The sequence below is a fragment of the Paenibacillus senegalensis JC66 genome, assembly GCF_000285515.1.
GTDB classification, from domain to species: Bacteria; Bacillota; Bacilli; order Paenibacillales; family NBRC-103111; genus Paenibacillus_L; species Paenibacillus_L senegalensis.
This window is the reverse complement of the sequence record NZ_HE610959.1, coordinates 287,218-302,278: the sequence shown is the minus strand read 5'-3', so window position 1 is coordinate 302,278 and position 15,061 is coordinate 287,218. Positions and strand designations below refer to the sequence as shown.

Here is a 15,061-nt window from a genome sequence, read left to right as displayed (position 1 = left end):
CAAACGCACATCCCGGCGGACATGCGTTTGTTGACTCCGATGCGATTTTGATTCTGCAGAGCTTTGTGTAATGTTGTCTATGTGTATACTCAGTAATTCGGGTTTAGCCTTTGCTTTCTACCCGGTTACTGTTTTTTTGGTCGCATTTTCAACCACCGGCAGCACTCGCGCCTCTTTTTGCATTTCTGTCTGACATAGGGGACAGCTAGGGCGGTCAGTAAACGAAAAATTGTCTCTCATCCAGCCGTTACAGTCCTCATTAGTACAGGACCAGACGTCTGTTTCGGCTTCTTCGATTTCTTCGAATGTTTTTCTTGAATACATCATTGTCCTCCTTCATACCTGTTCCTTTTCATCCAGGCCCAACGCAAGAATGGGAGTGACTTCCTGTCAGGCTATGCCACCTAATTACTATATGCTGCTAAGCTTATCTTTATACCTGGACAATACTTAAAGCCCTAGCTGCCTAAACAGGCTTTATTCCAAAGGCAGGCTAAACATGCTTTATTCCAAGGGCAGGAGGAAGGGGGCTGCAGGCTGAGGACTGTCTGGCCGATGAATATCCTCTGCGCGCAACATTTGCAGGTCTTGCAGACTTGGCGATAACGATTGCCTTAACAAGCGGGCTGCATGGTTTCGGATGGAGCCTTCGATGACGTTGCGCACATAGCGGGCATTGGAAAAGTTGAGAAAGCGATTGTCCTTCTCCTTTTGCAGAATGCTTTTCACCTTCAGCTCAGCTGATTCGGACATGGCGTACTGTCTTTCTTCAGTCATTCCTTTGGCGATCTGCATGAGCTCATCAAGAGAATAATCGGGAAATTCCAGCTGTATAGGAAAGCGCGACGGCAGGCCTGGATTAATCGCAATGAACTGCTGCATTTCGCTGGGGTATCCTGCCAGAATAAGCACAAATTCATCACGATGGTCCTCCATCATTTTGACGAAGGTATCAATCGATTCTTTGCCGAAATCTTTTTCGCCTCCACGCGCCAACGCGTAGGCCTCATCCACAAACAGCACACCCCCTAAAGCCTTTTTCACAAGCTCTCTCGTTTTTTGGGCGGTATGCCCGATGTACTCGCCAACCAGGTCAGCACGGTCGGCTTCAATCAAATGCCCCTTGCTCAACAGGCCCATTTTGTGGAACAGTTTGGCCAAGGCGCGTGCTACTGTTGTCTTGCCAGTGCCCGGATTTCCGTAGAATATCATATGGTGAACCTGTTTGCTCGGCTTTAACCCCGCTTTTTCCCTCATTTGATTGACCTTCAACATAGCATAAATGCGAAAGACCAGCTCTTTAACATTTTCCAGGCCCACCATGGAATTAAGCTCCCTAATCATCTCTTGATACGGATCCGGATCCACAGGCAAATCCTGACGATGCTCTACTGGCGGTTCATTATGAATGATCATTTTGATTTGTCTGGAGTTCAAGGACACTTTTACAGAATGGCTCTGTGTTTCCGCACGACTTGTCACTGATCCTTCACCTCGCCTTTATCCGGGAGTGGTATGGCTGCGGTTTTCTTCCGTAAACAGCCCGCATGCTAACAGTATATTAAGGGCAGGCTGTGAATATTTAAGGGGATTTATTTTTTTACGCTTTTGTTGCTTTTTGGGGAATGGGACAAAAGATTAGCGGAATACATATGAAGCAAAGAAGCAAGGAGGGTGATGCTCACACTTACTATGAACAGACAGCTTAACGTTGCCCTGGTTTTTAAGGAAGAAGAGAAGGAACCGCCCGAAATGGAAAAGGAGATAAAAGCTGACCTGGCCAAATGGTTTGCAAATGTAATGAGCAATCATTTCAAAGGAAAGGAGAAGTAGGCACCGGTACTGCGGTGCAGTCAACTATTACCGGATTTTATACTTATGATCATTGTTAGGATGGAAGGAGCTGTCCAGAAAGTCTCCAAAATAAAAAGTTGGACGGAAAAACATAGTTTTCCGTCCAACTTTTAAAATTCAATCAAAACGGGGCGTCCGCAATCAGTCAACGCTGACTTTCTGGACAGCCCCAATTCGCCTCGGGATCCGCTGTAGCGGCGGTTGTATGCGGATTTTCTGTGAAAATAAAACTTCCTGCATGATGAGCAATCATGGGTAATCGACCTCAATCACATAACTTGCTACGAAATTTCGTCTAAAACACTTGCTGGAGCTTCTTAATAGCTTAAGACTCCGCATTTATACGATTTGTCATACAAATTTCGGTTAATCGCACCTCAATCCCATGCATTTGTACGATTTCTCATACAAGTCGCTGGTTGCTGGCCTTAAACCCCCTGCATTTGTACAACGTTTCATACAATTCTCCGGAAATCGCACTTCAACCCCATGAATTTGTACGGCATTTCGTACAAAGCGCAGGCAACAAGCCCGCGCAGCCCTCGAACCCGCCAACCTTGGCTATTTTCATGCTGGAGTTGTGCCTGAGAATTCAATGGCATGACTGTTTTTGAATACACTTTCGCATACAAATAGGCCCCGGGGCCCGCTGAAGCAGCGAATATATGCGGTTTTCCGCACACATTTCATTTTCGAGCACACCGAAATTAAAAATCCAACAATGTTGATATTACAGCATTCTTCGGATTGCTTTTTGTTATCGGACTGAACTGCCACTTTTCGGATAGCCCCATTATTTATCGGGGTCAATAATCGGGATGGAAAGCATGCTCTTAGGGAGCATAACTTATTTACTCCATAAGGTGTGACGCAGATGAGGGTAATTCAAGGCGAAAAACTGAAAACATGGGAAATCAGCGAATTGGCGGGGCTCGTTCGGGCTTTGATCTATGTCAGAGTGTCGACGGAGGATCAGGCCAGGCACGGGTATTCTTTGGAATCACAAATAGAGCGCTGTGCGGCGTATGCATTAAGCCGGTTAGCGTGCCGGAACGAAGAACTGCTTGCTGTTGTAGAGGCTGGAGAACGGGGGGACAATCCAGACCGTCCGATGATGAATTATGTACTGGAGCTTTTGGAGCAGGGCATCGGGCAGAAGGTGATCTTGCTGCATCCTGATCGTTTGAGCCGCTATCTATTTTTGCAGATGGAGCTGACGGCAAAAATTTGGGATAGAGGCGGAGATATCGAGTTTGTCGAGTTCGACCTGGATAAGGAGAATCCAGAATCAATGCTGATGTTTAATATTCAGGGCAGCATAGCCCAATACAACAAAGCCAAGATTTTGGCGAATACCAAGCGGGGGCGCCGGGCCAAGGCCAGGCAAGGGCAGCTTCCGGGGATGCGCAGACTGTACGGTTACCGCTTTGATAAAAGCTCGGATCAACTCATTGTCCATCCGGATGAAAAGCTAACGTATCTGTTGATGGTTGATCTTTTGCTGCATAAAGATATGTCCTGCTCGGCGATCGCCCGAGAGCTCGCCCGGCGGGGTATGCCTGGCCCGGATGGCAATGTGTGGTATCAGGCGACCATCAGCCGGATATTAAAAAATGAAGCCTACACCGGAAAATACTATTATGGAAAAACAGAGACGATTCAGCTGAATGGAAAAGGCAGCGTACGAACACGGCCGAAGGAGGAATGGATCGCGATTCCCATTCCCGCCTTTATTGATGATGAAACCTATTTGCGAATTTTGGCCAGGCTGTCCGGGTTGAAAAAAGCTTCGTCCGGACGGCCATCCATGCGCTACCTGTTAAAGGGCCTGGCCCGCTGCGGCCGCTGCTCCGCTCCGGTTTCTTCCGGGGTCAGCTCTGTGGGAAAGGACGGCAAATTGACCTATTACAGCTGTACTAACAAATCAGGTAAAGGCTATGCTCCCGGAGGAAAGCCGGCCAAAAGCCGCTGCCGCGGACGAAACTGGCGCAGCGATCAAGTAGATGATCTCGTATGGGGCAAGCTGCTCAGTCTCATTGACGAGCGGCAGCTGCTTGCTAATTGGCTGGGCTCGGGGAAGGCTGCGGATGAACGCCGTCACCTTGAGCTTGAGCTGCATACGATTATGCAATCACTGGAGGCCAAGACAAAGGCTCGACGGCAGCTGCTGGAGCTTTATCTGGACGGAATTTTGAAGGACAAGGAAGAATTGCGGACGAAGCTGGATGCTCTTGAACAGCAAATCGAGCGTCTTCGTGATCGGCGGACGAGACTGCAGAAGGAATTGGAGGAGCATAATTCCTCTAATGCTAATCTGCGAACACATATGGTAAACTATACTAGTAAGCTCCATACACTCCTTCGCTCAGGATGTCTGTCAATTGAGGACCGGCGGGCTTTAGCCCGGCTCTTCGTGGAATCCGTTGCGCTGCATGAGAATGGGGATATTGTGCTGCATTTACGGATTAGTGATTCCACACATAAAAAACTCATCCGTGGTGAAGGCGATGGAGGACTACAGGAATCAATTTGTGCTGATACTTGCGGGGTACCCGGAAGAGATGGATAGCTTCCTGCAGACCAACCCCGGCCTGCCTTCGCGATTCCCTATTCAGGTAGAATTTCCCGATTACTCGGTAGACCAATTGATGGAGATTGCGAAGATGATGATTGCTGAAAGGGAATATATGTTCCATCCTCAAGCAGAATTAAAGCTGCGGCAATATCTCATTCGGGAGAAAGAAATGGGCGATGAATGGTTTAGCAATGCGCGGCTTGTTCGCAATTTGATTGAACGATCAACCCGGCATCAGGCAGTGCGTCTTTTGGAAGTAGATAAACCGCCTTCCAAGAAAGAACTGATGACTCTGCTTCCAGATGACTTGCGGCTCGACCGCCGGCTTTGAGTGCTGAGGATGCCCTACAGGCTGTATAAAACTCGCCAAGAAGTGTACACTTCCTAGTAGCTGTATGGGCCAGTTCTTACGGCTCTTTCGTGTTAATGCAGCAGCGGGGAAAAGCTATTGCTTACCAAACGGGAAGACCAGCTTGCAGGGCTTGATGGCGATCGGAACCCGTGGTGGCAAGCGGACTGTGCGGTAGCTAGCGGACCGTGCGCGGTGGCAAACGGGACCCGTGCGGTGGCAAGCGGACCGTGCGCGGTGGCAAGCGGGACCCGTGCGGTGGCAAGCGGACTGCGCGGTAGCAGGCGGAGCGCGCGATGGCAAGCGGACTGTGCGGTGGTAAGCGGACTGCGCGGTAGCAGGCGGAGCGCGCGATGGCAAGGTTAACGCTGGAAGGCGGAACCTATGGCTTATAGGAGGTGGAGGATGAGACAGCATATGCATCAAATTGATAGGCCCGAACAAGAAAAAGCCATCCTCGTAAGCTTGAAAACTTCGAGCGATAAAGATGACAAGCTTGCCAGCTATTCACTTCTTGAGCTGAGGAATTTGGCAGAAACGTCGGGTGTGCTTGTAGTGGATGAGATGACTCAAAACAAGGATTCGGCAGATACACGTTGGCTCATCGGTAAAGGAAAGGTAGAGGAATTAAAACAACGTGTTGCGGAATTTCAAGCCCAGACGGTTATTTTTGACCGTGAGTTATCAGGTGCCCAGGTGCGTAATCTCGAAGAGATGCTAGATGTCAAGATTATCGATCGCACCCAGCTGATTTTGGATATTTTCGCCCAGCGGGCCAACACCCGGGAAGGTATTTTGCAGGTAGAGCTGGCGCAGTTGACCTATTTGCTGCCCCGGTTGTCGGGTCACGGCAACAATTTGTCCCGCCTTGGCGGGGGATAGGTACTCGCGGCCCTGGAGAAAGCAAATTGGAAACCGACCGGCGCCATATCCGCAACCGCATTGGGGAGTTAAAACGCCAGCTGCGGGAGGTGGTCCGCCATCGCCAGCTTCACCGGGCGAGAAGACGCAAGACAGGCGTCTATCAGGCCGCTTTGGTTGGCTACACCAATGCGGGCAAATCGACGCTGCTGAAACAACTGACTGCGGCAGACGTTCTGGTAGAAAACCAATTGTTTGCTACGCTTGACCCAACCTCAAGAAGCTTGGTACTGCCAAGCGGCAAAGAAATCATTTTGACGGACACGGTCGGATTTATTCAGAATCTTCCCCATGATCTCGTGGCTGCTTTTCGCGCGACTTTAGAAGAAGTGCTGGAGGCTGATCTGATTATTCATGTCGTAGATAGCTCTTCACCTGTCCGCGACGGGCAGATAGCGGTTGTGGAGGAAGTGCTGGCAGAATTGGGAGCACAGGGTAAAGAGCAGCTGACCGTTTTTAATAAAATTGATTTGCTTGCTGAGCAAGATCATCAGCAGGAAGTGCTTGTGGTTCCGGGAGAGTTCATCCGGATTAGCGCCTACAATGCCGATGATCTGAAACAGCTGTTAGCACGCATCCAGCAGAAGGTTAGCGGCGGGGAACTGTATTACCGCATTCCGGCTGAGCGCGGGGATCTCGTATCCCAGGTTTACCGCCTCGGCGAGGTTTTGGAATGTGCTGAAGAGGAAGGCAGGATGGTTATGAAGGTAAGGGTTAACCGCCCCGACTATGAGCAATTAGGATTTATGCTAAAGGAATTTGAGTGGGAAGCGTCAGCTCCAATCTAGGAATGGAACGGACAAAGCGGAGTATAGCAGGAAAGGTGTACGGATGGAATGCATGATGAAGAAACCGTTCAGCGTTTAATTAAAAGCGCGGAACAGCAAATAAGGAATGCTTTTGAGCATATTGAGGGAACGATTGATGCTAATCAGTGGAAGGTGATCCGCGCTTTTCAAAAGCATCAGGTTAGCGATTATCATTTTTCCGCTTCCACAGGATACGGATATAATGATCGCGGCAGAGAAGTGCTTGACCACGTGTATGCGGAAGTGTTTGGTGCCGAGGCTGCTATCGTCAGGCCTCATCTTGTGTCGGGGACCCACACGATAGCAACGGCACTGTTCGGTTTATTAAGGCCCAGGGAAGAACTGCTTTACATAACCGGCAGACCTTATGACACGCTGCACAAAGTAATCGGCTCCGGCCCGGATGGCAGCGGTTCGCTGAGAGACTGGGAGATCGAATATAACGAGGTGGAGCTAGCTGCGGACGGCCAGCCTGATTGGGAGGGCATTCGCGCGGCAATTACAGATAAAACTAAAGTAATTGGCATACAGCGATCCCGCGGATATCAGTGGAGAACATCTTTTTCTATTGCACAAATAGGGGAAATGGTGAAGTTCGTCAAAGCGATCAAGCCGGATGTTGTTGTTTTTGCAGATAATTGCTATGGTGAATTTACTGAGCGTCAGGAGCCAACCGAGGCTGGCGTTGATCTGATTGCAGGTTCCCTGATCAAAAATCCGGGGGGAGGCCTCGCGGCATCAGGGGGATATATTGCTGGCAGGGACGATCTGGTGCAAAAAGCTGCCTACCGGCTTACGGCCCCTGGCATCGGTGGGGAAGTAGGAGCCATGCTGGGGACGACACGGAGCATATACCAGGGCTTGTTCCTTGCTCCCCATTTGGTAGGCCAAGCTTTAAAGGGCAGCGTTTTGGCTGCTAAGGTGTTTGCTGATTGCGGGTATGAGACAAGCCCCAAGTGGGACGAGCCGCGGACAGATTTAATTCAGGCCATCCGCTTTACGAATGAGGATGAGCTGATAACATTTGTTCAAGCTGTGCAAAAGGCGGCAGCCGTGGATGCTCATGTTTTGCCCGAGCCGTGGGAGATGCCGGGCTATAAGCATCCAGTTATTATGGCTGCGGGAACCTTTATCCAGGGGGGAAGTCTGGAGCTGTCAGCGGACGCTCCTATCCGTAAGCCATATATTGCTTACATGCAGGGAGGATTAACCTACTCTCATGTTAAGTTAGGAGTCATAACTGCTTTGTCTGAACTGCAAAAAAAGCACTCTTTGTCATAATACCTAACATAAAAACGTCGAATTGTGACTTTTTAGCGAAAAAATTCTCATAAATTCATCAACTTATTGACATTCCTTGGAGGAAAAGCTACAATTGTGGTGATTAACACTCACACGGGAGTGATCTAGATGAACGATGAGATTCGTAGGAATATGGCGTTATTTCCTATAGGTATTGTAATGAAGCTTACTGACTTGACAGCTAGACAAATTCGTTACTATGAGCAGCATGAACTGGTCAAGCCCGCACGGACGGACGGAAACCAGCGCCTGTTCTCTTTTAACGATGTTCAACGTTTGTTGGAAATTAAGCAGTTGATAGAAAAAGGCGTTAATATTGCCGGGATCAAGCAGGTGCTGCGTCCAGCTCCTCAAGATGGTCAGGATGTTACGATTATTAACGAACAATCTGTGGCCAAGCGTAAGGAGTTGTCGGAGTCGCAGCTGCACAAGCTGCTGAAACAACAGCTGATCGGCCCCAACCGGCCAGGCAAGGTCTCTATTATTCAAGGAGAGCTGGCTCGTTTTTTCCAGAAATAATTCCCTATCATTGTATATTTTTAGGAGGTATCACAGATGGGATACACAAGAGAAGATATTTTAAGAATTGCGAAAGAGATGAATGTAAGATTTATTCGTCTCCAGTTTACAGATTTGCTGGGAACGATCAAAAATGTGGAAATCCCTTCGTCACAACTGGAGAAAGCGTTGGATAACAAAATGATGTTCGATGGCTCTTCAGTTGAAGGCTATGTGCGTATTGAGGAATCGGACATGTATCTGTATCCGGATCTAGATACCTGGGTTGTATTTCCGTGGGTGGCCGAAGACCGTGTAGCCCGCCTCATTTGTGATGTTTACTTGCCGGATGGAACTCCATTCCCGGGTGATCCGCGTGGTATTTTAAAGAGGGCGCTTAAAGAAGCGGAAACAATGGGCTTCAGTGCAATGAATGTCGGGCCGGAGCCAGAGTTCTTCTTGTTTAAAACCGATGAAAAGGGCAAAGCCACAATGGAGCTTAATGACCAAGGCGGATATTTCGACCTGGCCCCTATGGATTTAGGTGAGAACTGCCGTAGAGAGATTGTTCTTACTCTTGAAGAAATGGGCTTTGAAATTGAAGCTTCCCACCATGAGGTCGCTCCCGGGCAGCACGAGATCGACTTCAAGTATGCGGATGCTATTAAAGCCGCAGATCAGATTCAAACGTTCAAGCTTGTTGTCAAAACCATTGCCAGGCAGCATGGTTTGCATGCAACATTTATGCCTAAACCGTTGTTCGGTATGAACGGTTCGGGGATGCATTGTCACATGTCCTTATTTAAAGGTGCTACGAATGTGTTTTATGACGAGTCCGACAGCCTTGGGTTAAGCGAAACAGCTCGTCAATATATGGCCGGAATTTTACACCATGCACGCTCCATTACCGCAATTACGAATCCGACGGTCAACTCATATAAGCGGCTCGTTCCCGGTTACGAAGCACCTTGTTACGTAGCTTGGTCCGCGAGCAACCGCAGTCCGATGATTCGTATCCCGGCTTCCCGCGGTCTCAGCACCCGTGTTGAAGTGCGTAACCCGGATCCGTCCGCCAATCCTTATCTGGCTCTTGCCGTGATGCTGAAAGCCGGGCTGGATGGAATCAAGAATGAAATGCAGCTGCCTCCGCCTACTGACCGTAACATTTATGTGATGTCGGAAGAAGAAAGGATCGCCGAAGGGATTCCAAGTCTTCCGGCAGATCTGAAAGAAGCGATTACCGAGCTGGTGGAGAATGAAGTGATCAGCAGCGCGCTGGGCGAACATGCTCTTGTTCATTTCTATGAATTGAAAGAAATCGAATGGGATATTTATCGAACTCAGGTTCACGAGTGGGAGAGAGATCAGTACTTGACTCTGTACTAAGAGTTCGAATCTGAATCGAACAATAAATCAAAGAAGTTTTCGTAACTCAGCCTGAAGACAAGGTTCCGCTAGGATGAACTTTTGTCTGCAGGCTTTTTTTGCTGCCGCTACGTGAGATTGTCAATTTACTGCGGATACGTGAGGCTGTTGATTTATTGCGGATATCCATCGCAAGTGTCCGGTGCGCATCGTCCTGCCAATTGTTCTGCGCTAACGCTCGCCTCGCTCTTATTCGGCCGAAAAAGCAGGGGTTTGATTTCTAACGCTCCTCCACGCTCTTATTTGTGACAAAAAGCCCGAAAAACCGCGATTTGAGCAAAATAAGGACGGTGGCAAGCGTTACAATTTCTAACACCCTGATTTTGCTCAAATAAGGACAATGGCGAGCGTTAGAATTTGAATCAGGCTGCAGACGGCCTCGCTGTCAGCTGTCACTGCCAACTGACTGCTATTCACAAGTAACACTTTCACGGCAAGTGCAAAAAACGAGGCAAGCAGCGAGGTGCTGGAAGCAAGGTGAAGACAGTATGCAACGAGATTTCAGGAGAACTTTCCAGTTGATAGGATGGAACGATTTGATTTATAATGAGAACAAACGTTCTCTTTGTATTGTTTTTGGTGCGAACTACAAGTGAACATGTTGTTTGTACACGCTCAATGTTTCAAGGGGGGAAACGATAGTGAACCTGCATCGTTACATGAATCACTGGGTAGAGATTATTTATATGGACAGGTTTGAAGTGATTACACAGCGAACCATTATGCTGCTGGAAATGAGTGGTCATTTGGTTACTGCCTATTGCTTACAGAAACAGAAGCTCAGACGATTTAATTCAAACAACATTTTGGCCATACGGGTGGTCAGGCCTTCTCAAGGTCTGAGGCCAACCAAGTCTGCTGGAAAGCAGCGCCTGCAAGTGGAAAGCAGCACCTGCAGGAGGAAAGCAGAATCTGCAAGGAAAGCAGCACCCGCACGAGGAAAGCAGCATCTGTAAGTAGGGAACGAGGTCCTTTTGTCCGTCCAGACAGTAAGAACCAACAGATAAAACCCCGTTATCCGGAACTTATCAATGTTCCTGAACGGGGTTCATCTTCTATAAGTGTGACTATAATTCAAGCATCTCCTTGCGGGAAGGCTAGTGATTAATGGAAATCGCGGAAGAGGCCAATAACCTTGCCAAGAATGGTCACATTAGAGAGACGAATAGGCTCCATGGATGCGTTCTCTGGCTGCAGGCGAATATGATCCTTCTCTTTGTAGAAGGTTTTGACTGTAGCTTCATCATCTTCTGTCATAGCTACTACGATATCCCCGTTGTTAGCGGTAGGTTGCTGACGAACAATAACCATATCTCCATCATGTATGCCGGCTTCAATCATACTTTCCCCAATGACGTTCAACATAAATACATTGTTATCACCAACATAGTGACTTGGCAGCGGAAAGTAGTCCTCTATGTTCTCGGTAGCCAAAATAGGAGTACCGGCAGTTACTTTGCCGACTAAGGGCACTCTGGCAACAGACAAGGAGAATGCTCCTGAGTTGTCGTGGTCATCCAGCACCTCAATAGCTCTGGGCTTGGTCGGATCTCGGCGGATCAGCCCCTTCTTTTCCAATCTTTCCAGATGTCCATGGACTGTTGAACTGGATGCAAGGCCGACCGCTTCCCCAATTTCTCTAACTGATGGGGGGTAGCCCTTGTCCCGTACCTCATTTTTAATAAACTCCAGAATCGCCTGCTGGCGATTAGAAACTTTAGCCATCATATTCAACTCCAATGCGAGATATAAGTTAAAAAAAGTATAACATAGAACCCGAGTTCGTACAAACAGTTGTTCTAATGTTTTAGGTAGGTGCAGCACAAAAAAAGGGAACGAATGTTCCGGAAAACCGTTGACACAAACGCTTGTTCGTAGTATTCTTTTTATATAAAACAGAACAAACGTTTGGGGGATTGAGCAATGAATATATTAAACATGATTCCTTCTGTATATAAGAGCCGTCGAATGGGGATCCGTATCTTTATCGTTTCTGCCCTTATTCTTACGATGTTATCAGGCTTCTTCATTATTCATGTGTATGCCAACGATCAATCGCCTAATGAGCCTCTAGTATTGGTAGAACAGAATTATTTGGTGACTGACGTAGCTGCTGGAGACACCCTATGGTCATTGGCGAATCGGTATGTACCTGAAGGTGAAAGTGTCCGTTCGTATATGAAGAAAATTCGCGAGGTCAATCAGTTGACAGGATCATTATTAAGAGAGGGACAGATTTTGTACATCCCCCAATAAGTCCTACATAAATTTGATTATCTTGTTCGTTAGAACTGCTTGCTATTTCCGACCGTGAAGTAATGAGAAGAAGTTGTTCTATAGAAAAACTAGCTCCTTCCCATGAAGCGGTCCAAACATCTCATAAATCAATGAATCGAGCGGGGCTTGTTTATAGGAACAGGCCCTGCTTGACATTTGAAAAGGGGAATGGCAAAGTAAGAAAAGCATAGCATGACAGGCGGACAGGGGGTTAACATATTGTCTATCGAGGAAACTGTCAATCGAATCAATGAACTGGCCAGAAAAGCGAAATCAGAGGAATTGACAGAGGAAGAAATTGCGGAGCGGGATAAGCTGCGCAGAATTTATATTGATGCTTTTAAAACCAACTTAAGAAGCCAACTGGAAAACATCAAATTTGTGGATGAGGATAAGAAGCAATAAAGCTGATGTGTAGCTCAGGTAAGTTCTACAAATAGCCTGGATTTGGGGGAAAACAGCAATGTCGCGTAAATGGGAGCGCATGGTAGAGAAAAATCAGCAGAAACTGTATAAGCAGAGACAGAAGCAGGGGAAGTCAACATCCTTGACCTCGAGTTCAATTGAACAGACAAAGCGCTATCTCGGGAGAACTTGGATGCTTCCCTTATTTTTAATTGGCTTCTCTCTTTGTTTTACTGTACTGTTCTATGACTTTTATGAAGGCGATGCTTCCTATTGGTTTATTTCGATCGCTTACTTTTTATTAGGAGTGTTCATCTATTTAGTTAGACGTCCGTCACTCACTATTGGCAAAAAATTTGTCATGTCCAGACGGTTTGCCGGTGATAAGCGGGTCGAAGCAGGTGATATTCAGGAAATTACGCTGCTTAAAGGTTACGTCATTATCCAGTTTAAAGGCAGAATGTCAAGATGGGTTTTCTCTAAATTCATGCATCGCATGCCGATAGAAGAGATCGCCGAAGAATTAAAGGAGTTTGCCAAGCGCAATGGTGTAACCTTGAACGATACTCCATCTGTGAAATCATAAATTTTAATTTGTTGGTAGATTGAGGGGAATAGAATGACGGTAAAAGCGATTTTGTTTGATCTTGACGATACGTTATTGTGGGATGAGCGAAGCGTTCGGGAAGCGTTTGAGAGAACGTGTCAGGCAGCCAGCCAGCACTACCCGCAGCTGAACCCGGTAGAGTTGGAGGACTTGGTTAGAAGCGAAGCCAGGAAGCTGTATGAGTCTTACGAGACAATTGCGTTTACTAAGATGATTGGCATTAATCCGTTCGAGGGTTTATGGGGAAACTTCACTTCCGGACAGCTAGAGGAGTTCCGTGCCCTGCAAAAGCTGGCTCCTGCCTACCGTAAGGATGCCTGGACCAACGGTCTTAAGGCTGCGGGAATCGAAGATGCTGAGTTAGGTGCTAAGCTTGCGGAACAGTTTCCACAAGAACGCCGACAATTATCTTACGTGTATGAAGAGACATTCGAAGTGTTGAAAAAGCTGAAAGAAAGCTACTCTTTGCTGCTCTTGACCAACGGTTCACCGGATTTACAGCAGGAAAAGCTCGATGGTGTTCCGGAATTAGTGTCATTCTTTGATCATATTCTGATATCCGGTAATTTTGGACGCGGCAAACCAGATCCGTCTATTTTTTACCATGCACTGGGTCTTCTTAACATTCAACCTCAGGAAGGGGTCATGGTAGGCGACAAGCTGACGACTGATATTAAAGGTGCGAACTCCGTCGGGATAACCAGTGTGTGGATTAATCGACACGAGCTTTCACGGGACGGGGAGATCGTGCCGCGTTATGAAATTCGTCATTTAACAGATCTTTATCCGATAATCGATGACTTGAACGCGTAGCTTTTCCGATGTAGGGACAGAGCAGAAACGATTGTATTAGCAGATATAAATGCGAAGCAAGTTGCGGCTAGGAATGTACACTTTAAAGGGCTGTCCAATAAGTCCCTAAAGGGCTGGGCGGGAAAACGTAAGGTTTTTCGCCCGGCCTTTTTTATGTGCCTGTTTTTGTAGGAAGACAGCGAGGCGGATGCCTGCCACTTTCAGTAGATTGTGGGCTAAAGCCACAATGCCCAACTCGGTATGAACCTTCTCCGGCCCCGTAAGGAAAACCGTCGGAACGAACGGTTGCCCTTAATGTGACCCAATACGTTCTCGACCTTGACTTTACGCCGAGCATGGATCGCGGATTTTGCGTCATCCTCTAGGGCTTTTTTGGCCTTTGCTTTCCATCTTCCGGATCGTATTCCAGTGTATCTGGCATTTCCCCTTTGCTTTGGTGCTACAAGATTTAGCGGTTTTTTTGTTCTATTTTAAAATTCAATAAAAACGGGCCGTCCATCAGTCAGGTTACACTGACTTTGTGGACAGCTCCTTTTATAATTTGACCTATGCTGGACAGAGCGCAGCAGGCGGCAGTCATATTATTTTACAAATTCAGGGTCTTCGAATGGATGGGCGATCCAGCCTTCAGTTTCAATGAACAAGCGTACAGCGACAATTTGTTTATTCTTCATTAGTGTGAAGAAGTGAGGCTTCTCTTCCGGTACGGAAATGACATCACCAGCTTCCAGCTCTACATCGAAGTAGCCGACATCATCGCTTCCTTTAATAATAAAAATACCTTTGCCCGCCGTTATAGCGCGAACTTCATCCTCCGTATGTGTATGCACCTGCTCGAACTTTTTCAATAGCTCTTCCAGATTCGGAGTGGCTTCCGACAGTGCAATAACGTCCCAGGTGCGGTACCCTCTGCGTCCGGCCAGGTCACGTATTTCGGAATCGAAGGTCGAAAGAATCTGAGCTTTCTCTTCGTCACTCAAAACAAATTTCTCGCGCAGTTGTTCTGGAAGCTTCCCGGCATCCCAATGCTCATAGAGCACCTCTTGATTGGTCAAAAATTCTTTTACCTGATCTTCGCCGGTAATCCGTTCGTTTGTATTTCTGATTCTAATTTCAGCCATAGCCAATTCCTCCATTACTATAATGATCGATCCGTAAATTTAATAGGATTTATGTTTATGTATTATACTGCAATTAGGCTAAGATGTCGATGCATATGAGAAAAT

15 protein-coding genes and 1 pseudogene are annotated in these 15,061 nt (G+C 47.4%); 12 read left to right on the top strand and 4 right to left on the bottom strand.

The genetic code is table 11. The annotated features are described in order from the left end of the window. Positions 1-117: 117 nt before the first annotated feature. Positions 118-327 (bottom strand): cold-shock protein, encoded by a 210-nt coding sequence (locus PSHG_RS13385; RefSeq protein ID WP_026021364.1) that lies wholly within the window; start codon positions 325-327, stop codon positions 118-120. Positions 328-504: 177 nt separating this feature from the next. After that, positions 505-1,482: an AAA family ATPase gene (locus PSHG_RS13380; protein ID WP_010273581.1), complete on the bottom strand. Its 978-nt coding sequence runs from the start codon at positions 1,480-1,482 to the stop codon at positions 505-507. A 195-nt stretch (positions 1,483-1,677) separates the two neighbouring features. On the opposite strand from PSHG_RS13380, the gene PSHG_RS30560 reads away from it, so the two are divergent. From PSHG_RS30560 to PSHG_RS27600, 8 genes and pseudogenes are all read left to right on the top strand, one after another. Continuing rightward, positions 1,678-1,833 carry a hypothetical protein gene (locus tag PSHG_RS30560; RefSeq protein WP_157213454.1) on the top strand — a complete coding sequence of 52 codons (156 nt, stop codon included), beginning with the start codon at positions 1,678-1,680 and terminating at the stop codon, positions 1,831-1,833. Between the two features lie 895 nt (positions 1,834-2,728). Next, positions 2,729-4,423: a recombinase family protein gene (locus PSHG_RS27610; protein WP_010273580.1), complete on the top strand. Its 1,695-nt coding sequence runs from the start codon at positions 2,729-2,731 to the stop codon at positions 4,421-4,423. Continuing rightward, the gene (locus PSHG_RS13365; protein ID WP_148497723.1) at positions 4,386-4,760 is read left to right on the top strand and encodes a stage V sporulation protein K; all 375 of its coding nucleotides are present in this window, start codon (positions 4,386-4,388) and stop codon (positions 4,758-4,760) included. The genes PSHG_RS27610 and PSHG_RS13365 overlap by 38 nt, the downstream gene beginning before the upstream one ends. Positions 4,761-5,183: 423 nt before the next feature. Continuing rightward, positions 5,184-6,487: pseudogene (gene hflX / locus PSHG_RS27605) on the top strand (GTPase HflX). Between the two features lie 48 nt (positions 6,488-6,535). Then, positions 6,536-7,789: a methionine gamma-lyase family protein gene (locus PSHG_RS13355; protein ID WP_010273578.1), complete on the top strand. Its 1,254-nt coding sequence runs from the start codon at positions 6,536-6,538 to the stop codon at positions 7,787-7,789. A gap of 129 nt (positions 7,790-7,918) precedes the next feature. Further along, positions 7,919-8,329, top strand: coding sequence for a MerR family transcriptional regulator (locus tag PSHG_RS13350; RefSeq protein WP_010273577.1), 411 nt, complete (start codon positions 7,919-7,921; stop codon positions 8,327-8,329). 36 nt (positions 8,330-8,365) lie between these two features. Further along, positions 8,366-9,694: a type I glutamate--ammonia ligase gene (gene glnA / locus PSHG_RS13345; protein ID WP_010273576.1), complete on the top strand. Its 1,329-nt coding sequence runs from the start codon at positions 8,366-8,368 to the stop codon at positions 9,692-9,694. A 680-nt stretch (positions 9,695-10,374) separates the two neighbouring features. Beyond that, complete coding sequence (locus tag PSHG_RS27600; protein WP_010273575.1) at positions 10,375-10,689, top strand: hypothetical protein; 315 nt, start codon at positions 10,375-10,377, stop codon at positions 10,687-10,689. A 148-nt stretch (positions 10,690-10,837) separates the two neighbouring features. Here the strand turns inward: PSHG_RS27600 and lexA are convergent, their stop codons facing one another. After that, entirely contained in the window at positions 10,838-11,458 is a 621-nt protein-coding gene (lexA, locus tag PSHG_RS13335) for a transcriptional repressor LexA (protein ID WP_010273573.1), read from the bottom strand. A 198-nt stretch (positions 11,459-11,656) separates the two neighbouring features. On the opposite strand from lexA, the gene PSHG_RS27595 reads away from it, so the two are divergent. From PSHG_RS27595 to PSHG_RS13315, 4 genes are all read left to right on the top strand, one after another. Then, the gene (locus PSHG_RS27595; RefSeq protein ID WP_010273571.1) at positions 11,657-11,989 is read left to right on the top strand and encodes a LysM peptidoglycan-binding domain-containing protein; all 333 of its coding nucleotides are present in this window, start codon (positions 11,657-11,659) and stop codon (positions 11,987-11,989) included. 240 nt (positions 11,990-12,229) lie between these two features. Beyond that, positions 12,230-12,415 carry a DUF896 domain-containing protein gene (locus PSHG_RS13325; protein ID WP_010273568.1) on the top strand — a complete coding sequence of 62 codons (186 nt, stop codon included), beginning with the start codon at positions 12,230-12,232 and terminating at the stop codon, positions 12,413-12,415. Between the two features lie 58 nt (positions 12,416-12,473). Then, complete coding sequence (locus tag PSHG_RS13320) at positions 12,474-13,001, top strand: hypothetical protein (RefSeq protein ID WP_010273565.1); 528 nt, start codon at positions 12,474-12,476, stop codon at positions 12,999-13,001. A gap of 33 nt (positions 13,002-13,034) precedes the next feature. Next, a complete protein-coding gene (locus tag PSHG_RS13315; RefSeq protein ID WP_010273564.1) occupies positions 13,035-13,835 on the top strand; it encodes an HAD family hydrolase in 801 nt (266 codons plus the stop codon). A gap of 581 nt (positions 13,836-14,416) precedes the next feature. Here PSHG_RS13315 and PSHG_RS13305 read toward each other — a convergent pair. Further along, positions 14,417-14,956, bottom strand: coding sequence for a 1,2-dihydroxy-3-keto-5-methylthiopentene dioxygenase (locus PSHG_RS13305; protein ID WP_010273562.1), 540 nt, complete (start codon positions 14,954-14,956; stop codon positions 14,417-14,419). Between the last annotated feature and the right edge of the window lie 105 nt (positions 14,957-15,061).